The sequence below is a fragment of the Streptomyces musisoli genome, from assembly GCF_016741855.1.
Taxonomy (GTDB): domain Bacteria; phylum Actinomycetota; class Actinomycetes; order Streptomycetales; family Streptomycetaceae; genus Streptomyces; species Streptomyces musisoli.
Genome location: NZ_JAERRH010000025.1, coordinates 15,151 through 35,993 on the forward strand (window position 1 = coordinate 15,151; position 20,843 = coordinate 35,993).

20 protein-coding genes are annotated in these 20,843 nt (G+C 73.6%); 16 read left to right on the plus strand and 4 right to left on the minus strand.

Translation table 11 applies throughout. The features are described 5' to 3' along the window. The first annotated feature begins 158 nt into the window (after nt 1-158). From JK361_RS35670 to JK361_RS35710, 9 genes are all read left to right on the plus strand, one after another. Nucleotides 159-1,016: a hypothetical protein gene (locus JK361_RS35670; RefSeq protein WP_236054205.1), complete on the plus strand. Its 858-nt coding sequence runs from the start codon at nt 159-161 to the stop codon at nt 1,014-1,016. A 67-nt stretch (nt 1,017-1,083) separates the two neighbouring features. After that, nucleotides 1,084-1,755: an SUKH-4 family immunity protein gene (locus JK361_RS35675; RefSeq protein ID WP_201826482.1), complete on the plus strand. Its 672-nt coding sequence runs from the start codon at nt 1,084-1,086 to the stop codon at nt 1,753-1,755. 240 nt (nt 1,756-1,995) lie between these two features. Then, complete coding sequence (locus JK361_RS35680) at nt 1,996-2,493, plus strand: GNAT family N-acetyltransferase (RefSeq protein ID WP_201826377.1); 498 nt, start codon at nt 1,996-1,998, stop codon at nt 2,491-2,493. A 220-nt stretch (nt 2,494-2,713) separates the two neighbouring features. Beyond that, entirely contained in the window at nt 2,714-3,016 is a 303-nt protein-coding gene (locus tag JK361_RS35685) for an SCO0607 family lipoprotein (protein ID WP_236054224.1), read from the plus strand. Nucleotides 3,017-3,112: 96 nt separating this feature from the next. Next, nucleotides 3,113-3,487: a DoxX-like family protein gene (locus JK361_RS35690; protein WP_201826379.1), complete on the plus strand. Its 375-nt coding sequence runs from the start codon at nt 3,113-3,115 to the stop codon at nt 3,485-3,487. Continuing rightward, on the plus strand, nt 3,484-4,413 hold the full coding sequence (locus tag JK361_RS35695) for a BtaA family protein (protein WP_201826381.1): 930 nt from the start codon (nt 3,484-3,486) through the stop codon (nt 4,411-4,413). Before JK361_RS35690 ends, JK361_RS35695 begins: the two co-directional genes overlap by 4 nt. Beyond that, nucleotides 4,410-5,174, plus strand: a complete 765-nt coding sequence (locus JK361_RS35700; protein ID WP_201826383.1) for a DUF2071 domain-containing protein — start codon at nt 4,410-4,412, stop codon at nt 5,172-5,174. Before JK361_RS35695 ends, JK361_RS35700 begins: the two co-directional genes overlap by 4 nt. Before the next feature lie 158 nt (nt 5,175-5,332). Next, nucleotides 5,333-6,052 (plus strand): methyltransferase domain-containing protein, encoded by a 720-nt coding sequence (locus JK361_RS42260; RefSeq protein ID WP_201826385.1) that lies wholly within the window; start codon nt 5,333-5,335, stop codon nt 6,050-6,052. Next, on the plus strand, nt 6,052-6,474 hold the full coding sequence (locus JK361_RS35710) for a hypothetical protein (RefSeq protein WP_201826387.1): 423 nt from the start codon (nt 6,052-6,054) through the stop codon (nt 6,472-6,474). The genes JK361_RS42260 and JK361_RS35710 overlap by 1 nt, the downstream gene beginning before the upstream one ends. Nucleotides 6,475-6,889: 415 nt before the next feature. Here the strand turns inward: JK361_RS35710 and JK361_RS35715 are convergent, their stop codons facing one another. Together JK361_RS35715 and JK361_RS35720 are read right to left on the minus strand one after the other, a co-directional pair. Further along, a complete protein-coding gene (locus JK361_RS35715; protein ID WP_201826389.1) occupies nt 6,890-7,249 on the minus strand; it encodes a MerR family transcriptional regulator in 360 nt (119 codons plus the stop codon). Between the two features lie 79 nt (nt 7,250-7,328). After that, nucleotides 7,329-7,829 carry a MerR family transcriptional regulator gene (locus JK361_RS35720; protein WP_201826391.1) on the minus strand — a complete coding sequence of 167 codons (501 nt, stop codon included), beginning with the start codon at nt 7,827-7,829 and terminating at the stop codon, nt 7,329-7,331. A gap of 46 nt (nt 7,830-7,875) precedes the next feature. Here JK361_RS35720 and JK361_RS35725 point away from each other — a divergent pair, with 46 nt between their 5' ends. Next, a complete protein-coding gene (locus tag JK361_RS35725; protein ID WP_201826486.1) occupies nt 7,876-8,379 on the plus strand; it encodes a DUF6194 family protein in 504 nt (167 codons plus the stop codon). Between the two features lie 152 nt (nt 8,380-8,531). Here JK361_RS35725 and JK361_RS35730 read toward each other — a convergent pair whose 3' ends face one another. After that, nucleotides 8,532-10,256 carry a SpoIIE family protein phosphatase gene (locus JK361_RS35730; protein WP_201826393.1) on the minus strand — a complete coding sequence of 575 codons (1,725 nt, stop codon included), beginning with the start codon at nt 10,254-10,256 and terminating at the stop codon, nt 8,532-8,534. A gap of 1,141 nt (nt 10,257-11,397) precedes the next feature. Here JK361_RS35730 and JK361_RS35735 point away from each other — a divergent pair. From JK361_RS35735 to JK361_RS35760, 6 genes are all read left to right on the plus strand, one after another. After that, a complete protein-coding gene (locus JK361_RS35735; protein WP_201826395.1) occupies nt 11,398-11,763 on the plus strand; it encodes a hypothetical protein in 366 nt (121 codons plus the stop codon). Nucleotides 11,764-12,302: 539 nt separating this feature from the next. After that, nucleotides 12,303-12,623, plus strand: coding sequence for a GYD domain-containing protein (locus JK361_RS35740; protein WP_201826397.1), 321 nt, complete (start codon nt 12,303-12,305; stop codon nt 12,621-12,623). 832 nt (nt 12,624-13,455) lie between these two features. Next, nucleotides 13,456-13,695 (plus strand): hypothetical protein, encoded by a 240-nt coding sequence (locus JK361_RS35745; RefSeq protein WP_201826398.1) that lies wholly within the window; start codon nt 13,456-13,458, stop codon nt 13,693-13,695. A gap of 293 nt (nt 13,696-13,988) precedes the next feature. Then, a complete protein-coding gene (locus JK361_RS35750; protein ID WP_201826400.1) occupies nt 13,989-14,741 on the plus strand; it encodes a hypothetical protein in 753 nt (250 codons plus the stop codon). Between the two features lie 1,195 nt (nt 14,742-15,936). Continuing rightward, a complete protein-coding gene (locus JK361_RS35755) occupies nt 15,937-16,701 on the plus strand; it encodes a hypothetical protein (protein WP_201826402.1) in 765 nt (254 codons plus the stop codon). 2,823 nt (nt 16,702-19,524) lie between these two features. Next, nucleotides 19,525-20,253 carry a hypothetical protein gene (locus tag JK361_RS35760; protein ID WP_201826404.1) on the plus strand — a complete coding sequence of 243 codons (729 nt, stop codon included), beginning with the start codon at nt 19,525-19,527 and terminating at the stop codon, nt 20,251-20,253. A gap of 278 nt (nt 20,254-20,531) precedes the next feature. Here JK361_RS35760 and JK361_RS35765 read toward each other — a convergent pair whose 3' ends face one another. Then, nucleotides 20,532-20,750: a hypothetical protein gene (locus JK361_RS35765; protein WP_201826406.1), complete on the minus strand. Its 219-nt coding sequence runs from the start codon at nt 20,748-20,750 to the stop codon at nt 20,532-20,534. Nucleotides 20,751-20,843: the final 93 nt, after the last annotated feature.

Consider the following 20,843-nt stretch of genomic DNA (forward strand, 5'->3'; position numbering starts at 1 on the left):
GCCGGCCCGGTGCCGTCGGTCCTGTGCCGTCGGCCCTGTGCCGTCGGTCTGTGCTACCGACCCTCTGCTACCGGCCCTGTGCTACTGGCCCTCTGCTGCCGGCCGTGTGCTGTCGGCCGTGTGCCGTGCGGTGGTGTGCGCACGGCATGATGATCAGCATGACTTCGATCGCCCAGACCCCCGTCACCGGCCTGGATCTCACCGGATTCACCCCGCGTGAGCCCGGCGTGTGGACCGACGCGGCGGGGCTCGTGCTGTCGGTCCACTTCTTTCCCGTCGTCCCGGACCTGCCGGCCCCGCTGCACGAGGAGGAACGGCTGCGCCGGGAGAACGCGCGGGCGGCGGCGGGGAGCGGCGGCGGCCTCATCGAGGCGGTGGTGGGGAGCGTGGACGGGGTCCCGGCGCTGCGCCAGCTGATCAAGATGCCGTTGCAGAGCAGGCGGGGGCAGGCCTTCATAGGCAGCTGGACCCTGCCGAAGGACCGTTGCAGCACCGTGGTGAAGGTGCAGGCCGCGGAGGGCGCGACGACCGGCTGGCGGGAGGCCGTGGTGATGAACGAGGTGGGGCCGGACCACTTCTTCCGGCCGCACCCGTATGCCGGCGGTGAGCAGTTCGGCGGGCTGCCGTACCACGTTGCCGACCTGGAGCAGTGGGACTCCCCGTTCCCCGAACACCCGCTCACCCTGGTACGCGCCGCGCTGCATCGCCTCACGCCGACCGTCACCGTCCACGAACAGTTCAGGGCCCTGCCCGCGTTCACCGGCCCGGCACCTTCACCGGCCCCGCCCGGCCCGTCCGCGGCCCCGTACGGCGGGCCGCCCTCTCCCGCGCACCCCGGCCCCGCTCACCCCCCGCCTCCCGGCCCCGCTGCCCCGCCGCACCCGGGCCCCACTCCCCCGCCGCATCCGAGCCCCCCTCCCGCGCCGCACCCGGGTGCCACTCCCCCGCCGCACCCGGGTGGCCCGGTGCCGCCGCCCGCGTCCCGGCGTGGGTGGTTCCGCGGCAGGGGCGCCTAGGGCGCCGTTTCCATCCCCTGAGAGGTCCCACGGCGCCCGTTGCGCCGTGGAGTTCGGAGTTTTGGCAGTGCTTTTCGACGTCACCCGCAGTGAACTGGCCGCCGTCTTCGGCGAGGACCGGCTCGCGACCCTGCCCGCCACCGCCTTCCCGCCCTCCGTCGCGGACACCGAGGGCGCCCGCCTCCTGCAGAGCGTCGGCGTCCCCACCGGGACGCTCTGGCTGCGCGAGCCCGACGCGGACACCGGCCGGCTGCCCCTGCTCCAGGACGTCGTCGACACCGAGGACTTCGAGGACGCCCCGCCGGACGCCGGCACATGGCCCGTCATCGGCTGGCTGCTCAACGCCCACCTCACCCTCGACCCCCGTTCCGGCAAGGTGCACGCCTTCGACCCCGACGAGGAGAGCGTGCAGCACCTCCACACCGACCTGTCCTCCCTCCTCCAGGTCACCCTCCGATTCCAGCGCCTGCTGGAGGAGTTCACCTTCGACGACGACGGCGACGGCGACGACGGCGGTGGCGGCGGCGGTGGCGGCGGCGGCGGTGGTGGCGGCGGCGGCGAGGAAGCCGGCTTCGAGCGCCTGGAACGCGAGGTCGAGCGCATCCGCCAGGAGACCAGCCGCATCGACCCGCTGCCCTTTGGCGACGACGAGACCCTCTGGTCGGTCATCGGCGAGGAGATCGCCGCGGGCCGGCGCTTCCAGGGCGACAGCCCGGCAGGACGCCGGCTGTACGGGTGAGGGCCGGCCCTGCGGCAGGGGCCGCCTCGCGGACGCCTCCCCCCGTTCCCCGGGGGCACCTGGGGCCGGAAACAGCAGCCACCACTCGCCGGGGGCAGGCCCCCCGCCGGACACTTCATGCAGTGCCCCACGAACCGCTCTCGCCCTCGGGGCCCCGCCTCCACGGCGTCCGCCCGTGGTACGGCGGCCGGGTGCGGAGCGGCTGAAGCGCCCGGGTGACGTCCGGTTAGGGTCTGTGTCATGTCTGCTGCCTCCACGTCCGGTCCCGCGCCGGCTCTTGTGCTGCGTCCCGCGACCCGCGCCGACCTGCCCGCGGTGCTCGCCCTGCTCGCCGACGAGGACAAGGTGGTGGACCCGGCGCAGGTCGCGGTCACCGACGCCCACGAGCGCGCCTTCGCGGCGATCGAGGCGGACCCGCGCAACGAGATGCTGGTCCTGGTCGAAGGCGGCGGCCAGGACACCGGCGAGACGGTGGTGGGCTGCCTCCAGGCGACGTACATCCCCGGGCTCGGCAAGGGCGGAGCCGAGCGGTCCCTGATCGAGGCGGTACGCGTCCGTGCCGACCGGCGCGGCGCAGGACTGGGCCGGACCCTCATGCGGGAGGCCGCCGCCCGGGCACGCGCGCGCGGATGCCGGCTGCTCCAACTGACCAGCGACAAACGGCGCGAGGACGCGCACCGCTTCTACACCGCGGCGGGCTTCACCAACAGCCACGAGGGGTTCAAGCTCGCCCTTTAGCCGTGCAATGGACAGCCGCGCGATGGACAGCCGCGCGGTGGACAGCCGCGCGGTGGACAGCCGCGCGATGGAGAGCCGCGCGATGGACAGGCGCGCCCTGTGTCCCTGCGTCACTTGAGCAGCTGACGTCCTCAGGTCGCTTGAGTAGATGTGCTCATGGTCGTGGCGCCGTCCGGGCCCGGAGACTGAGGGCGTTTCCCGAAAAGAAAGGCCTGTGCCGATGCGGCCCTGCCGACGCCTCTTTCTCCATCTGCCCTGCCTGCTCGCCGTGACGGGGGTGGGGGCGGGGCTGCTTGTGACCGGGTGCGGTGTGCGGGAGGAGATGTGCCTGCCGGGCCACTATCAGGTACTGGCGGTGAACGACTTCGGTGGCGACTGCATCCCCGACGGCGAGGAGCCGCCTGCGGGTTGGGCCCGTTACCCCGAGGGCAAGGTCCCCCGGTACGTGGGCGATGAGTGGGACCGCTACTGGTCCACCAGGACCCTCGACGAGAACGGCCGCATCGTGACGCTGCCGAACTGAGCACGCCACCCGTCACCGGCCGTGCCGCGCCGCGCGATGGCAGGCGGGGGGGGCGGGGTGTGTGCGGGCCGCGGCGGCAGGCATGATCATCGCGTGATGAGTACGTGGCGGGGGCGGGCGGCGCGGTGGGCGATCGCCCTGGTGTGGTTCTACGAGGGGTTCTGGTGCAAGATCTGGCCGGGGCGGGCGGATCAGCGGGCGATCGTGGGGGACGTGCCGTTGCTGCCGGGGTGGGCGGTGACGGCCGTGCTCGTCGCGATCGGCCTGGCCGAGGTCGCGATCGGCGTGTGGGTGCTCAGCGGGCGGCGGGCACGGGCGGCGGCGCTGGTGCAGAGCGTGCTGGTGGCGGGCTTCAACCTGGGCGGTCTGCTCTTCAGCCCCGGCCAGATCACCGAGCCGGGTCGTCTGGTGACGCAGGACCTGGCCTTCCTGGCACTGATCTGGATGGTGACGTGGACGGCGGCCGAGTGAGCGCGACACCCTGGGCACACGGCCGGCTCCTGGGCGGATTCGGCGGCCCGCGCCTGCTGTTCGGGCGGATGTACGAGGACTGGGGGGTCGAGCTCGCGGTGTTCCCGCCGCCGGGCGCGCGAGTGTTGTGCATCGCCTCGGCCGGGGACACGGCGGCGGCCCTGGACCGGGCGGGATATGAGGTGACGGCCGTCGATGTCAATGCGGTGCAGCTCGCCTACGCACGCGAGCGGCTGGCCGGCGGCCCGGTGCGGGAGGGGACGGCCGAGGCGGTCATGCGCCTGGGCCGGGGCGCTGCCGCGCGGCTGCTGCCGGCGTGGCGGCAGCAGCCGCTGCGGGCCTTCATGAGCCTGGACGATCCCGTGGAGCAGGCCCGCCGCTGGCAGCAGGAGCTGGACACGCCGGGGCTGCGCCGGCTGATGCGTATCGCGCTGCGGCCCGGCGGGGCGCTGGCGGCGGCGCTGCGCCCGTCGTTCGCCGGCGTCGTCCCCGCCCGTTTCGACGAGGTGCTGCGCCGGCGTCTGGAGCGGACCGTGAGCCGGCACCCCAATGCGCGCAACGAGTGGCTGTGGCGGCTGCTGACAGGTCTCCAGCCGCCGGGCACCTGCGCCTGGCCGCCGGCACCGGGCGTCCGGCTGGTCCACGCCGACGTGGTGCACACCCTGGAACGAACGCCGCGCGGCGGCTACGACGCGGTGACGCTGTCCAACGTGCTGGACGGGCCGGACCCGGGCTTCGCGCGGCGGCTGCGGGCGGCCGTGCGGCACGCGGTGCGGCCCGGCGGCGTGGTGGTGCTGCGCAGCGCCCGGGAGCCGGCGGGGCACGGGCCGGGCTGGGCGGCCCAGGACCGCTCGGCGCTGTGGGGTGTGGTGCGGGCGGTGCGGGTCGGGGGCGCCGCCGGGCCGGATCAAAGGATCGAGCCGTGAGACACCTGCTGCAGCGCCACCCCGTGGCGATCCGCACACACTTCGCGCACTCGCTGGTCTTGACCTACGCGCTGCCCGCCCCGGTGCTGCGCCCGCTGGTCCCGGCGGGCCTGGAGCTGGAGACGTACGGGGAACACGGGTTCGTGGCGGTCGCGCTGGTGGACACCCGCGCCCTGCGCCCCGCCGTCCTGCCCGCGCGCTGGGGAGCCGACTACCTGCTCACCGGCTACCGGATCTTCACCCGTTTCCGTACGCCGGGCGGCCGCGTCATGCGCGGACTGCGCATCCTGCGCAGCGACACCGACCGCCGGCTGATGGTCCTCGGCGGCAACCTGCTGACCCGCTACAACTACCGCCTGGCCCGCATCAGCAGCCGGGCCGGCCAGGGCACCTTGGAGTTCCGGGTGGACAGCGCCGACGGCACCGCGGATCTGCACGTACGGGCGGACCTCGCCGGCGCGCCCGGGCCCCTGCCCCCGAACAGCCCGTTCCCCAACGCCCGTGCCGCCCGGCGCTTCGCGGGCCCGCTGCCCTACACCTTCGAGTACGAACCGCAGACCCGGTCCGTGATCGTGATCAAGGCGTTCCGTGCCCACTGGGAACCGCAGCCGGTCACGGTCGACGTGCGCCGCCTGACCTTCTTCGACCACGGCCCGTTCGCCGGCACCCGGCCCGTCCTCGCCAACGCCTTCCACGTCGCCGACCTGGACTACGGCTGGGAACGCGGCCGACGCCGAAGCGAGAACGGCGGCGTGCGATGAACCCGCCGGAGCGAGAGCCGCGGTGTGCGGTGAACCCGCCGGCCGGGGGCGCGGAAGATACACACGGTGAACCGCCGGAGCGAGAGCGGCGGTGTGCGGTGAACCCGCCGGAGCGAGAGCGGCGGTGTGCGGTGGTCCGCCGGTCGGGGGTGCGGGAGGTGATCGCCTACAACTGGCCGCAGTACGTTGCCGGTGCGGCCACCGCGGCGGGCTGCGCCGCCCTGTCCGGGCGGCTGCCCGCGCCGCTGCGCACCCTGGCCCGTACCGGCGCGGCGGCCGCCCTCGGTCTGCTCCTGTCCGCGACGGCCGCGAGCTGGCTCGTCTACGACCGCTCGGAACTGTACGGCTACGACTGGCTGGAGGCCGTGCTGCCGCAGGTGCCGGCCGCGCACCTGGTGGTGGCGACCGGTCTGGACGAGGCCAGTGACGTGCTGGCCGCCCGCTGGCCCGGCTCCCGGCAGCTGACGGTCGACCTGTACGACCCGGCCGTGATGACCGAGGGCTCGGTGCGCCGTGCCCGGCGCCGGGTGCCCCCGCCCCCGCACGCGCTGCCCGGCCGGCCCGGCGCCCTGCCCGTCGCCGCGGCCGCGGTGGACGCCGCTTTCCTGGTCTTCGCCGCGCACGAGCTGCGCCGGGCGCACCAGCGGCAGCAGCTGTTCAAGGAGTGCGCCCGGGTGCTGCGCCCGGGCGGCCGCCTGATCGTGGTGGAACACCTGCGAGACAGCGCGAACACGGCCGTCTTCGGGCCGGGCGCCTGGCACTTCTTTCCCCGCGCGGAGTGGCTCCGGCTGGCGGGGCGGGCCGGACTGTCCCTGGCGGCCGAGCGGCGTATCGCGGGCCTGGTCACGGCGTTCGCCTTCACCCGGGGCGGGGCGTGATGGACCCGCTGACCCTCGCCGGGCAGTTGCGGCTGGTGGGAGCGGCCCTCATCGGCATGGGACTGCTGCACGTGGCCCTGCCGCGCATCCTGGACTGGCCGGGCGACCTCAACGGCACCAGCCTGCTGACCCGGCAGGTGTCCTACGCGCACCTGTTCTTCATCGGCCTGACCTGCGTACTGCTCGGCGCGCTGCCGCTGGCCCTCGCCCCCGAGCTGCTGAGCGGCGGGAAACTGCCGAGCGTCCTGCTGTGCGGGCAGACCCTGTTCTGGGGGCTGCGCTGGGTGATGGAGTTCGCCTACTTCTCACCACGGCTGTGGCGCGGACACCGGCTGCGGACGGCAGGCCACGTCGCGCTGTCCGTGCTGTGGACGTGGGTGACCGCGGTGTTCACCGCGGCGACGCTTCACGCGGCCCTCTGAAACAGGCCGGCCGTGCCCGCCGTGGCGACGGGGCACACGGTGCGCTGAAGTCGGCCGGCCGCGCAGGCGGCAGGAGCCGTTGCCGGGCACCCGGCGTGCACCTGCGTGAATCCCCGCCCGGGCCGGACGGGTTCACCGCCCGCGCGGTGCAGACGACCGCCGGTGGCCGCCGGGGGGCGCGCAGCCGCTGGTGGGGCGGTTGCCGGGCCGGACGGTTGCGGGGCCGGACGGTTGCGGAGGCGGACGGTCGCCGGGCCGGACGGTTGCCGAGCCGGGCGGTTGCGGGGCCGGACGGTTGCGGAGGCGGACGGTCGCCGGGCCGGACGGTTGCCGAGCCGGACGGTTGCCGAGCCGGACGGTTGCGGAGGCGGGCGGTTGCGGGGGCGGGCGGTTGCGGCCGGCGCAGCCCGCCGGGTCAGGTCCCAGCCCCCGGCGGCTGCCGGGCCGAGGTGATGACCGCTGCCAGGTCCGCGCCCGCCCGCAGCAGCGACACGGTGCGTGCGGCGATCTCGTCGAGGCGCCGCTGCAGGAGGTGCCCGGCTGCTTCCAGGCCGTCCAGCCGGCGCAGGCCGTCCATGATCTCCCGTACGGCGGGGACGGGGTAGCCGGCGTTGCGCAGGGCCGTCACGATGCGGGCGTCGTCGACGACTGAGGGACCGTAGCGGCGGGCGCGCAGCGAGGTCACCCGTTGCGGGGCGATGAGGCCCTCCTGCTCCCAGAACCGCAGCGTGGAGGAGCGCACCCCCAGCGCCCCGGCGAGCTGCGTGATCGTCATCGCGTCGCTGTCGTCCTCGGGCGCGGGCGCGGGGCCGGAGGGCGGCGCGGGCGCGTCAGCGTGAGCGGGCGCGTCAGCGTCAGCGGGGGCGGCCGCTGGGGTGGACGCGGCTGCGGCCGCAGGGGTGGGTGCGGGGGTGGGGGCTGGTGCCGGGGTGGGGGCGGGCTCCGGGGTGGAGGTGGAGGTGGAGGTGGGTTCCGGTGCCGGGGTGGTGGGGGGTTTCGGCCTGGATCGTGCGCAGGGCCTGCTGGGCGTCCAGGGCCTGTTGCCGTTCCCGGGCGAGGCGGACGTGGAGGGCGCTGACCTCTGCGGCCGCCTGCGTGAGGGACGCGGTACGCAGTTCGGCGAGCAGTGTGCGGGCCGTTCGGGGGTCGGTGGCGTGGGCGAGTGCACGGTAGGCACGAAGGGCCTGGACGTGCAGGGGGGTGTAGGAGCGGTAGCCGTTGTCCGACCGGGCGGCTGGGGGGATGACGCCCAGCCGCTCCAGGTCGCGGACCTGTTGCGGCGAGTACCCCGACCGGCCGGCGACCTCGGCCGTCCGCAAGAAGGGCCGCGGCGGCCCGCCGACCGGCTCCTGCATCGCCAACCCCCCATAAGCACGTGAAGGTGATGCTTGAACCATGAGTATGGAACAGGTCATCGCGGCCGTGCGCGGCTTCGACCACGCGCTCGTCATCGTCCCGGGGCCGAAAAGCGGCCTGCCCGAGCAGGCGTGGGGGGACGCGTTCTTCTACTACGCCCCGGGCGGGCAGGTGCCGGGCACCGTCCAGCCCTACGGGACGATCGTCACCAAGAACCAGCCCGGCGACACCGCGTGCGACCTCGACCCCCCGGGCCGCTGGCGCGTGAACATCCAGGTCGGCCGTGCGGCGTTGCAGGAACTCACCGGCGAAGAACCGCGCGGCCGCGACCACCTCGAGCCCGGCGCGCACAACGCGGACGGCGCGGACGGCGCGGGGGACGACCGTGTGCTGCCGCACCCGCTCTACGGAGCGCTCGGCTGGGTCTGTGTCGTCAATCCCGGCGCGCGTACCCACGCCACGGTCGTAAAGCTGCTGCGCGCCGCCCACGACGCCGCCCGCACCAGGTTCGAGCGGCGCCACGGAACGCAGGAGCCCACACACCCGTGACCGGCAGGCCGGCCCCCTCGGGGGTCGGCAGGGACGAGCCGGGACAGGCCGGAACCGGCCAGGCCAGGTCAGGCAGGCGTTCACGGCCCCCTGTTCGCGGGCTGCTGGTCGCGGGCCGGGGTGGCTGTGGGCGCCGGTGGCGGGCCGGCGGTCTATGGCTGATGGGGTGGCGGTCCTTCGGCCAGGGGGGTCTGCAGGGCGAGGAGGGCGACGTCGTCGTGGCCGGGCGGGTGGACGCGGTGCAGGAGGTGGTCGGTGTAGGACGGCAGCCGGCGGTGGGCGAGGGCCGCGGCGTGCTGGCGCAGTCGGTTCAGGCCGTCGTCCAGGGTGCGGCCGGGTGCTTCGACGAGGCCGTCGGTGTACAGCAGGAGGGTGCAGCCCGGGGGCAGCACGACGGTGGCGTCGCGGCGGGTGGTGCCTGCTCCGGTTCCCAGGAGCAGGCCGTGGCCGTCGGTGAGGTAGTGGGCCAGGCCGTCGCGGGTGACGAGCAGGGGCGGGGGGTGGCCGGCGTTGGTCCAGGTCAGCTGCCAGTGGCCGGTGTCGGTGCGGCTGATCCGGGCGAAGATGAGGGTGGCCATGGTGACGTCGGTGATGGGCATGATCGCCTCGTCGAGGCGCTGGATGATCCGGCTGGGCGGTTCGTGATGGCCCCAGGCGTAGGCGCGGAGCATGTTGCGCAGCTGGGCCATGCCGGCGGCGGCCTCCAGGTCGTGCCCGACGACGTCCCCGATGACCAGGGCGGTGGCGCCGTCGGAGAGGGTGAAGGCGTCGTACCAGTCGCCGCCGACCTGGGAGGCGTCGGGCGCGGGCAGGTAGCGGACGGTCATCTCCAGGCCGGGCACGCGCGGCATCTGCGGCAGCAGATGGTTCTGCATGGTCTCGGCGACCTTGCGCTGGCGCTGGTAGAGACGGGCGTTGTCCAGGGCGAGTCCGGCGCGGCGGGCGATGTCCTCGAGCAGGGTGAGGTCGGCGGCGGTGAAGTAGCCCGGCTGCTCGGCGCGGCCCAGGGTGAGGGCTCCCAAGACCTCGCGGGTGCTGCGTATGGGCGCGATGGCCGCGGAGTGGATACCGGTCGCGTCGAACAGGCGGCGCTGTTCGACCGCGATACCGGAATCGGGGGCGCGCTGGTAGGTCTCGGGCCCGGCCAGCGTGGAGGCGACGCCGCGCAGGGCTCTGGACAGGGGCATCGGGGATCTTTCGGGGACCGGCGGCATCGGGCCCTGAAGGTCTTCGTGGGGGATCAGGCGGCCGTCGGCGGCCTGGACGACCGCGGTACGCCACACCTCGTCGCGTTCGGTGATCAGATCGATGACGGCCCAGTCCGCCAGCCGGGGCAGGACCAGGTCCACCAGCCGGCGCAGCGCCTCGTCCACGTCCAAGGTGGCGGTCAGGCGGGTGGTGGTCTCGGCGAGCAGGGCCAGGCGCTGCAGCTCGCTCAGCGACTCGGGATCCTGCCGGGGGCGGGTGTGGGGGTGGGGGGTGTGCTCGGTGTGGAAGACGACGAGCGTGCCGGCCTCGCCGTCGCAGACGGCGTAGGGGGTGATGAGCCACGACACGGGCAGCAGCGAGCCGTCACGGCGGGCGAAGTGGTCCCCGTGGCCCTGCGCGGGAAGGCCGGCGTGGAAGGCCTGCCGCATGCTGCACTGCGTGGCCGGGAGCAGCTGGCCCTGCGGCCCGCGGTGCAGCAGGTCATGGGCGTCCTGCCCGAGCAGGTCGGCGGCGACCCGGTCCAGCAGCAGTTCGGTGTGGCTGTTCACCGCGACGATACGGCCCTGCCCGTCCACGACGTAGGCACCGGCCTTGATCGCCTCCAGGGCGGCGGTCAGCCGGCCCGACGCCCGGGCCGGGCCGGCCGCCGCGTTGTCCTGCCCTGCCATGTCCTCGCCTCCCGTGACCGGCTTCCCAGCCGCCTCCACCCCACGCACGCACACGCGCGCGCCATGCGGTGTGCCCCGTGATGCACTCCCCTATACCCCGCACCCTCCGAGAGTCCCCTCACCACCGAAGAGTCCCCCCACCACCGAAGCCCCCTCACCACCGGCGGAAGACGAACGACCCCCCGCCCACCCGCCTCCCCACCGGCGGGACACCCCCGCAGGTCACGGACACCACCCGGCCGGGGGGCACCTGAGGGCGGAGGGCCCGGGAGCGGGGTGCCTGGAGGCGGGTGCGGGGGTGCCCGGGGGCCGGGGCTGGGGCCGAGGGCGCCCGGCAGGTGCCCGGGGGCGGGGACTCGGGGATGGGGACTCGGGGACGGGTGCTCGGGGGCGGGGGCTCAGGGGCGGGTGCCCCGGGGCCGGGGGCTCGCGGGCGGGCGCCCTGGGGTGGGGACTCAGGGGCGGGGGCTCGCGGGCGGGCTCGGGGGCGGGGGCCCGGGGCCGGGGGCTCGCGGGCGGGCTCGGGGGCGGGGGCTCGGGGCGGGTGCCCCGGGGTGGAGGCGGTGGGGGTGCTCCAGGGGAAGGAAGGGGTGCCGGTTGGGTGTCAGGGCGCCCGGGGATCGCGAGAGGGTGCCGACCCCGGGGATCGTGGAGGCCGTGAGGGCCGGGGGCCGTGAGGGTGGGGCGAGGGTGGACGACGTGGGGGGGGTGGGCGCTACGGGACGCGGTTGCTGCCGCACCCACTCCAACCCCGGCACCCCTCAGCGCCCACCCCGGGCACCACCTCAGCCCCCCTCACAGCACTCCCCCAGGCACCACACCACCTCAGGCCCCCCTCACAGCACTCCCCAGGCACCACCGAAGGCGCTCAGCCTCAGGCCCCCGCCCCGCCACCCGCCTACCCGCCACCCGCCGCGGGCCGCCGGCCGCCGGCCGCCACCCGCCTACCCGCCGGCCGCCGGGGCGCACCCTCGCAAGACCCGACCCCTCGGGCGGCGCCCACCCCCGGGGCGGGCCTCTGGACGGGTGCCCGCCGTGGGGCTGTTCGGCCTGGCCGGTATGGGCCTGGTACCGGCGGGGCGGCGCGGCGAGGCTGGCTGCCTCGGCCGAGCTTCGCGCACCGACGATCCGGAGGAATGACATGAGACAGCTCCTACGTCGTCTCGTGGCGGCGGGCGCGGTGGCGGCGGGCGCGGCCGCCGTCACCGTCGGCGCCCCGGCCCAGGCCGCGCAGGCATCGACCACCACCCACTGCCCGACCTCGACGTCCATCGCCCTCCTGCCCGCCGGCAGCGGATACCTCTTCCCCAACCTCTTCACCTCGGTGTCCGCGTGCGGCTTCACCAACGGCGGCGCGCCTTACCACTTCACGATCGACACGGCGACGTCGAACGCCCAGACACCCACCGGCCCGCATACCTATGTCGTCCACAACCTGTCGACGGTGTGCTCCACCGTGACGGTCAACGGCGATTCCCTGTTCGCAAGCGGCTGCCAGCCGGGATAACAGCCCCAGGACACGACACCAACCACCCGACGCGACACCGACACCCAGGACACGACACCAACCACTCGACACGACACCAACCACCCGACACGACACCAACACCCAGGAACACGACACCGACCACCCGACAGGACAGTGGCCGCCCGACAGGACACCGGGCCCGGCCGCGACAGCAGCCACCGGCCCGCACACCAGCCACCCCACGGAACAACCGACCCGACGGAACAGCGGCTGCTGGCCGGGACAGCGGCCGCCGCCGAGGGCAGGACACGGATACGGGCGCGACAGCAGCTGCCGGCCGCGACAGCGACTGCCGGCCGGGACACCGGATGCCAGGCAGGACAGCGACTGCCGGGCGGGACAGCGGCTGCCGGGCGGGACAGGGGCTGCCGGGCGGAGGAATGGGGTGCGGCTTCCCCGGCGGGAAGAGGTCCGGCTTCCAACGAGTGAATCCGGCCCGGGGGTGGGTGGCGGCCGGTGCGGCAGCGGGAAATCCCCCCGTGCACACCGGAAGACGTCACGGGCAGGGAGCACCTCCGATGCCGAAGTTCCTCATCCAGGCCGCCTACACACCCGAGGGCACGAAGGGACTGCTCGAGGAAGGCGCCAGTGGCCGCCGCGCCGCCGTCGACCAGGTCGTCACGGGCCTGGGCGGGACGGTCGAGGCGATGTACTACGCCTTCGGCGAGGACGACCTGGTGTGCATCGTCGACTTCCCCGACCCCGTCTCGATGGCCGCCGTCAGCCTCCACGTCAAGGCCAGCGGCGCACTCCGCACCCGGGCCACCCCCCTGCTCACCCTCGACGAGATCGACGAGGCCGCCCACCGGAAGGTCTCCTTCCGCCCACCCGGAACATGAACCCAAAAGACACCCCGCGGCACCACACCACACCAGAACACACACCGCACACCGCACACACACCGCGCACAGCCGGGCACCGGCCCGGCCCCAGCGCGCCGGTGCCCGCCACCCCCCTGGACCGAATGAGAGGACCGATCATCACATTCACCGGGCCGGGCACCACCGTTCAGGACACCGGCCTTCCTCGGACCGGCGACCACCGCCTGCACAGCCGGCTGCACCAGCCGGTGCAGGGCCGGGGCCTCCATCCGCACCGGACGCTCGTCATCGACCTGCCACAAAAGGCACCCCGACCACCAAGATGGCCAGGCCGTCCCCGAAGACGGCCAAAGCCCATCGCATTCGGCCTCCCCCGTCTCCGAAGACGGCCAAAGCCCATCACATTCGGCCTCTTCTCCGGCCGGGCAGCACAGCACGGCGTGCACCGCCTGCCCGGACGGCCGGAACCGGCATCAGCGACCCTTGGCGGACCGGAGCGCCGGCCCCCCCCGTACGGCCGACGCCTTCACATCGAAGTCCCGGAAAGCGGGCCCGAGTCGACTGCCCATCGCATCCGGTGCAGGCCTCGACGACATCGCCGGCGTCCCGGAACCCGGCCTGCCGAGGCCCCGCCCGGGTATCGAAGGCCAGCGCCTGGGACCTCACAGGCACCGGCCGATCTCCACGACGAACGAGGGACGCGGCCGGCCCGGTCTTGCCGCGGCCGGTGACCGCCTCGACAATCACCGGCGGGGGACGACGAGGCTGACCCCGGTGCGAGGGATCTCCTCCCGCCACACACCCGCGGCGGGTCACGAGGAATACACCTGTACAGAAGGAGGCGGGACAGGTGGCGGGCAGCACAGACGAGCAGCGTCGTCAACGGCTCCAGCAAGAGGAAGACCGGCGCCGGCGGGATCTGGAGTTCCGGCTGGAACAGGAACGCCGGCAAAGGGCCCGCCAGGAGGCCGAAGCGCAACACGCGGCCGACTCGGCAGCACAGCAAACAGCACAGCAAGCAGCGGACACAACCGCCCAACAAGCCGCGCAACAAGCGGCGGACGCGACCGCCTGGCAGTCCATGCAGTAGCCGCACCAGCCCCACGCGACACCAGGGGACCCAGCGCGAGCGAACCCACAGCAGTCACGGCAGGACACCCCACCCCTTGGCACAATACCCACGAACCCCCGACACCCCCGACACCCTGGACACCCCCCGACACCCTGAACGCCCCCGCCGCCATGGACGCCGCCCCCAACACCGCTGACGCCGTTGACACCCCTGCCGGCATCGACGCCGCCCCCGACACCGTTGACGCCATTGACGCCATTGACGCGGTTGACGCCCCTGCCGGCATCGACGCCCCTGACACTGTTGACGTCTTGGACGCCATCGAGGCAGTCAACTGGTCGGCAATCCCCAACCCGACGGGGCACGGATGCGACGACCCCCAGCGCGTCGCCCACGCCCTGCGACTGCTGACGGTGTCCACCACGGCCAACCAGACAGGCGACGCGGCATCGCTCCTGGCGGGCAGCGGATTCGTCTGCGGCCACGCCGCCATGGTGTTCCCGGCAGCCTACGCCGCCACCCCCATCCTGCTGGACCTTCTCGAGCACGGCCGGCGACCGCGCATCAAAGACGCAGCCCTCGCACTGCTGTCGGACGCACTGGACTGCTACCCGGCCGCCGGCCACAACCGAGTGGACACCGCCTACGGCACCGGCGTCCCGCTGTGCTGCGCCATAGCCCGCCTCCTGCGCGGCCGCAGCAGCGCTCTGCTCACCCACGGCGCCCGCGGCAAACGCCTCCTGAGAGACGCGGAACTGCACTGGCGACTCGTCCTGCAACAGACCGAGCCCCAACCCGACGGCACGGTCACGGCCATCGCCGCCCTCGAAGGCACCCCTCCCCACACACCCACCGAAGCCGAACTCCACACCCCCCGCACAGACAAGCCCACCACACCAACCCTGCGGATCGACACGGACGAGCCCACCACACCAACCCTCCGGATCGACACACTGAGCACCGACACCTCCGCAGCCGCGTGGGTCCGGCTCACGCACACACCCTCCCCACCGCCCCCCGGCTCGGCCCTCCACCCAGCCGAATGCGGCCTACGCGAGCACTGACCCCCCCACCACCAGCACCCCCACCACCCTGCCCGAACCACCGTGCCGCAACACCACCGGACACCACCACACCCGACCAAAAAAACGGCAAACAGCAAACGGCACGCAGCACACAGCGAACAGCGAACAGCGAACAGCGAACAGCGAACAGCGAACAGCGATAGAGAACAGCGAGCAGCGAGAAACCGGCAGCGAACCGGCGGGGACGCGCCCCCCGGCCAGGCCACACACCCCTGGCCCCCAACTCCACGAACTCCACGAGGGCCACGGCGAAACAGGCCCGGCAGTGAAAACAGGCAGCGACGGCGAAACGGGCAGCGACATCAAGCCGAGCCGGTATCCGGCATGGCACCAACCGACCCGGACAGGACCGACCTGGGCAGGACCGACCGACTTGGGCAGGACCGACCGACCTGAGCGGGACCGGCCTGGGCAGGACCGGCCGACCGGGGCGGGACCGGCCGACCTGAGCGGGACCGACCTGGGCGGGACCGGCACGAGGCCGCATCGACCGACCAGGCGGGAGAAGAGCCAAGACGTCACCACCTTCGCGCTGCGCCACCTTCGCGCCCGCGCCGCCTTCACGCCCGCACCGCCTTCTACGCCTGCGCCGCCCTGTACGCCTGTGCCGCCCTGCCTCGGTAACCGGAAGGCAACGGCGGCACCCCCGGTAAGACCCGAGGGGGGCCGGCATGGCACGTCACCGGTACGAAATCCCCGCGCAGCGCGGGGACTTCGTACTCCACAGCCCGCCACCACGCCAGGGCGCACGGCGGCGGCAGCAGTCACCCCGGCAAGCGAGCAACACCACGACGGACCCGCATCCGGCCCGGCCGGCACCGTCGCGCTCACGCACCAGGCCGAGGCGGAGCCGCGACGGCCCCTCCCGTATCAGGCCGGGGCGGGAGCCATGGCCGGCCCGCACCGGTCGGGGCGGAGCCGTGGCGGGCCCCCCGCACTCGGCCGGGGCGGAGCCGCGATGATCCCTCCCGCATTCGGCCGGGGCGGCGCCGGTGTCGGTCGCGGTGCGGCCGGCGCGCACTCTGTACGGGTGACATGCCCGTGTCGCTCGGAACGGAAAGTAGCTATTTACGACAGTTTGGTCCGGCAGGAAATTCCTCTTCTGTTTTCTCCGCACGAAAGGGCTGCTGTGAAACGGGTCGGCCTCTACTCAACCCTGTCTTTTGCCGCTGCCGTGGCACTGACAGGCGCAACAGCGAGCCAGGCTTCCGCGGAATTCCGCTACGATCCCGCACCCCCCGCCCAATATACGATCATCTTCAATAACGGCGGGTTTGTCGGTGACATCTCCAACAACGGGGACGGCAACAGCAACAACGTCCAGGTGGTCGGCAGCGGCGGCCAGGGCGGCACCCAGGGCGGGACCGGCAACACCCAAAGCGGGACCGGGAACACGCAAAGCGCCACCCAGGGCGGCGACCACACCATCCAGGGCCCGGTCCAGGGCGGCACCAACAACGTCCAGGGCGGCACCCAGATCGACGGGAAGAACAACACCCTGGGCGGCACCGTGGGCGGCACCAACAACATCCAGGGCGGCACCCAGGCCGGCACCCACAACGCGCAGGGCGGCGCCCAGGGCGGCACCAACAACGTCCAGGGCGGCACTCTGAACGGCACCCGCAACACCCTGGGCGGCGCCCAGGGCGGCACCAACAACACCCAGGGCGCCACCCAGGGCGCCGGCGACAACAACACCCAGGGCGCCACCCAGTCCGGCACCAACAACACCCAGGGCGCCACCACCGGCGCCACCAAGAGCATCGACGACACCACCCGCAAACTGCTCACGGACTCGCTGAAGACGGCCGGCACCCAGACCATGCACGAGCTGATCACGAACCCGCTCGAAACGGCCGGCGACCAGATGACCGAACAGCTCCTCACCGACGCCTTCAAAATGGCCGCCGACACGACCGCCGACGCGATGAGGCCATAACACCCCCGCCAAACACCCCCCAGCACAGCAAAACGTGAGGCCCCCGGAAACCGGCAGCGGGAACCCAAAAACACCCCCCGCGCCAACCCTCCGGGGGCCTCACCACACCCACACCACCGCCCTCCCCACCACCCAGAACACCGCCCCGCACACGACACGACAGGACACCAACCGGCAGACACCGACCGGACCCCCAGGCGAAAGCCGTTCACCACCAAAACCGGCCGACACAGCGACACCCGACCACCACCCGAAACCCCGGGGCGAAAGCCGCTCAGCACCGAAACCGGCCGACACGGCGACACCCGACCCAACCGAGCGGCACCGCCGACCTCCCGCCGCCCCGGCTGGTCACCCACTCCGCCCCGGCCCGCGCCACTTCACCCGGAAGCCCTACGAGGAGAAAGTGCCGGTGCCGGTGCCGGTGCCGGCCGGCACCATCCCGGGCAGCCGGACCCTCACGCAGACAAACCGGCCACCACCGCCCCGGGGCCCACACCCGCCCCGGCAAGGACACACCAAAGCCCCTGTACCGCCAGGCGACCGACCCGCTCACACCGGCCGACAACACCCGACAACAAGACCACAAGAGCTGCAGCCCCCCCACCCTGAACACCACACCCCCCACACCCCCGCACCCCCCGCACCCCCCGCACCCCCCGCGCCCCCGCAACCCCGCAACCCCGCAACCCCGCAACCCCGCAACCCCGCAACCGACAGGCCGTCGATCTCCCGGACCCGACAGGCAACGGACCTCGATCTCCCGGACCCGACAGGCAACGCCATCGATCTCCCGGACCCGACAGGCAACGCCATCGATCTCCCGGACCCGACGGGCAACGCCATCGATCTCCCGGACCCGACGGGCAACGCCATCGAGCTCCCGGACCCGACGGGCAACGCCATCGATCTCCCGGACTCGACGGGCAACGGCAATACTTCGAGGGCCCCTCAATGCCGCCAGCACCCCTCCCGGGCCCCAAACCGCAGCGGTGGCCGGCCGGGGCGGGGTGCTGCGGCGGGACACGGACGGCACTTCAGCTACAGGTGGAAGACGCGACCGGTGTCCACCACCGGGCGGCCAGGCCCGGATACGCGAGCCAGCCGACGGCCCGCCCACACAAGCCCGGATACGCGAGCCAGCCGACGGCCCGCCCACACAAGCCCGGATACGCGAGCCAGCCGGCGACCCGCCCACACGGGTGCGGCTGCGCGAGCGAGCCGGCGGCCCGCGTGGACGCAGAGGGAGAGACCCGCGGCCCGCGGTTCCTGCCGGACACCTCCCGGCGCCCGTGATCTGATCGGCCCGCCCGGACCCGGGACGGCCGTTGATTTCATCGAGGACAAGCCCGGCCTGCCCGCGTTCACGGTCAAGGCGCGGCCGGTTCGCCGGCCGGGCGCTGAACCGGTGAAGCAGTACCGCCGAGGCAAGACCTCCCCCACCTCACCCACTCCCGCACCCGAAGCCGGACAGGAAACACACAGCCACCCCCCGCCCACCCGCCGTATCCGAAACCGCCCACCCGCCCTCACGAAACCCAACCGACAACCGGCACCCACGACCCGCACAAGACGCCACACCGTCCAGCAGACGACCGGGCAGAACACAGGCCACCACACACGAAAAGGGCCCCGGCGACCAGACGGGACCGGGCACCCGCGGAGCGGCGGGACCGGCAAGCCGCAGACGGCGACACGGAGCACGGACGACCGAAGCGCCAAGGCCACGACACGGAACACGAGGCGGAGCGAGGACGCGAGGCGGGGACCCGAGGCGAGGCGGGGACGCGAGGCGGGATACCGATGACCGGACGACGTACAGCCCGGACGACCGGACCAGGCCCCGACACGACGCACTGACGCCGAGCCCGGCGCCGGGCCGGGGCCGGGCCGGGGCCGGGCCGGGGCCGGGCCGGGGCCGGGCCGGGGCCGGGCCGGGGCCGGGCCGGGGCCGGGCCGGGGCCGGGCCGGGGCCGGGCCGGGGCCGACAGGACACGAGGCACCGGAGCCAGCAAAGCACGGCGCCCCGGAACCGGAGCCGGCACGGCACGGAGCCCGACTACTGAGGCCGACGAAGCGCAGGAGGGCAGCGCACACGGTCCAAGGGCCGACGGGATGCAGGGGGCGGGGCACGGGGCGGACGGGACACGGGTGGCCGCACAGCGCAGGACACGGACGGCAAGAGGCCGGAACCGAAGACGCGAGGCGCAGGCGCCGAGGCCGGCAGAACACAGGGGTACTGGGGCCAGCAGGGTGCCGGAGGGCAGAGCACAGCGCGCAGGGACCAGCGGGGTGCAGACGGGGCACGGGGCGCAGGGGCCGGCAAAGCGCAGGAGTGGCAGGGCACAGGGTGCTGGCGCTGACGGAGTGCAGGGCCGGCGGGGCGCGGGGCGCGGGGCGCGGGGCGCGGGGTGCGGGGTGCAGGGCGCGGGGTGCGGGGTGCAGGGCGGACGGGATACGGGTGGCCGCACAGCACGGGACACGGACGGCAAGGGGCCGCAGCCGAGACGCGGGGCGCAGGCGCCGAGGCCGGCAGAACACAGGGGTACTGGGGCCGGCGGGATGCCGGAGGGCAGAACACAGGGTGCAGGGGCCGGCGAAGCGCAGGGGGGCGGGGCGCCCGGCACCACGGGGCCCGGGCCGCTGTCCGGCCCTGCGGGCCCCCGCGGGTCTCCTCTCGGCCGACGGACCGATGAACACGTCCCCCACCCGGTCCACCAGCCGGGGGACACACCACAGCCCCCACAGCGGCTGAAATGAATTACGCAAGTTCATCCACCCCGAACTGCATCCACCCAGAACTTACAAAATCGAGGTTTTCCCATGTCCATCTCTCGACGTCACATCGCCGCCCGCATCGCCGGTATTTCCTGCATCGCCGCCCTGGCCGCCGGAGGCCTCGGCATGGCAAGCGCCGAAGCCGCACCCATGAACCACCACACGGCCTCACACGCCTCCCACAACCACCACCAGCAGCGCTACCAGGACATGTCCTACAACAGCCACCACCGCATGGGCGGCAACACCCAGGGCGGCACCCAGGGCAACGGCAACGGCAACACCCAGGGCGGCACCCAGGGCAACGGCAACGGCAACACCCAGGGAGGCACCCAGGGCAACGGCAACGGCAACACCCAGGGAGGCACCCAGGGCAACGGCAACGGCAACACCCAGGGCGGCACCCAGGGCAACGGCAACGGCAACACCCAGGGCGGCACCCAGGGCAACGGCAACGGGAACACCCAGGGAGGCACCCAGGGCGGCGGCAACGGGAACACCCAGGGAGGCACCCAGGGCGGCGGAGGCGGCAACACCCAAGGCGGCACCCAGGGCGGCGGCAACGGCAACACCCAAGGCGGCACCCAGGGCGGCGGAGGCGGCAACACCCAGGGCGGCACCCAGGGCGGCGGAGGCGGCAACACCCAGGGCGGCACCCAGGGCGGCGGAGGCGGCAACACCCAGGGCGGCACCCAGGGCGGCGGAGGCGGCAACACCCAGGGCGGCACCCAGGGCGGCGGAGGCGGCAACACCCAAGGCGGCACCCAGGGCTGAACAACCGGAAAGGAAACAGCGGCGCCTCGCGGAGACCACCTCCGCGAGGCACCGCCCTGTCACGCGTACACACCCCACGCAACCAACCGGAAACCCGAAGACAGCCACCACAAACACAGCAACACCCCCCACCCCCACCCCCGCCCCACACGAGTCGGCTCCGCAGCCCCCCGCCAGGCAGCAGTACTGCATCAGCCAACCCAACCTCCCGCCCCCGCCGATGTCCCACCCGACCTCCCGGCAGATCCACCGAGGCAAGCCGAACAAGCCGCCGGGGATCAATGCCGGGCGGACAGCTCTGAGACCACCCACGGGGCCTCGGCATGAGAGACGGCGCTGGCGTACGGCTGGTGCTGCCAGTCGTTGTAGGGCCCGTACACGTCGTGGAAGTCGGGGAACTGCCCGGCTTCGACGAGGGCGTTCAGGGCGTCGGTCAGGTTCTGCCACAGGGCGTCGGTGGTGCCGGGATAGGGAGTGGACTCCAGGACAACGGTCACGTCGGGGCGGCGGCAACGGCAACACGCAGGGAGGCACCCAGGGCGGCGGGAACGGGAACACCCATAGCGGCACCCAGGGCTAAACAACCGGAA

What these genes read in the sequence shown, in the direction of transcription:
- JK361_RS35735 (WP_201826395.1), top strand. Translation starts at nt 11,398, where the DNA reads ATGAGACAGCTCCTACGTCGTCTCGTGGCGGCGGGCGCGGTGGCGGCG.
- JK361_RS35740 (WP_201826397.1), top strand. Translation starts at nt 12,303, where the DNA reads ATGCCGAAGTTCCTCATCCAGGCCGCCTACACACCCGAGGGCACGAAG.
- JK361_RS35715 (WP_201826389.1), bottom strand. Translation starts at nt 7,249, where the DNA reads ATGACGATCACGCAGCTCGCCGGGGCGCTGGGGGTGCGCTCCTCCACG.
- JK361_RS35720 (WP_201826391.1), bottom strand. Translation starts at nt 7,829, where the DNA reads ATGCAGGAGCCGGTCGGCGGGCCGCCGCGGCCCTTCTTGCGGACGGCC.
- JK361_RS35690 (WP_201826379.1), top strand. Translation starts at nt 3,113, where the DNA reads ATGAGTACGTGGCGGGGGCGGGCGGCGCGGTGGGCGATCGCCCTGGTG.
- JK361_RS35685 (WP_236054224.1), top strand. Translation starts at nt 2,714, where the DNA reads ATGCGGCCCTGCCGACGCCTCTTTCTCCATCTGCCCTGCCTGCTCGCC.
- JK361_RS35730 (WP_201826393.1), bottom strand. Translation starts at nt 10,256, where the DNA reads ATGGCAGGGCAGGACAACGCGGCGGCCGGCCCGGCCCGGGCGTCGGGC.
- JK361_RS35680 (WP_201826377.1), top strand. Translation starts at nt 1,996, where the DNA reads ATGTCTGCTGCCTCCACGTCCGGTCCCGCGCCGGCTCTTGTGCTGCGT.
- JK361_RS35710 (WP_201826387.1), top strand. Translation starts at nt 6,052, where the DNA reads ATGGACCCGCTGACCCTCGCCGGGCAGTTGCGGCTGGTGGGAGCGGCC.
- JK361_RS35760 (WP_201826404.1), top strand. Translation starts at nt 19,525, where the DNA reads ATGTCCATCTCTCGACGTCACATCGCCGCCCGCATCGCCGGTATTTCC.
- JK361_RS35725 (WP_201826486.1), top strand. Translation starts at nt 7,876, where the DNA reads ATGGAACAGGTCATCGCGGCCGTGCGCGGCTTCGACCACGCGCTCGTC.
- JK361_RS35670 (WP_236054205.1), top strand. Translation starts at nt 159, where the DNA reads ATGACTTCGATCGCCCAGACCCCCGTCACCGGCCTGGATCTCACCGGA.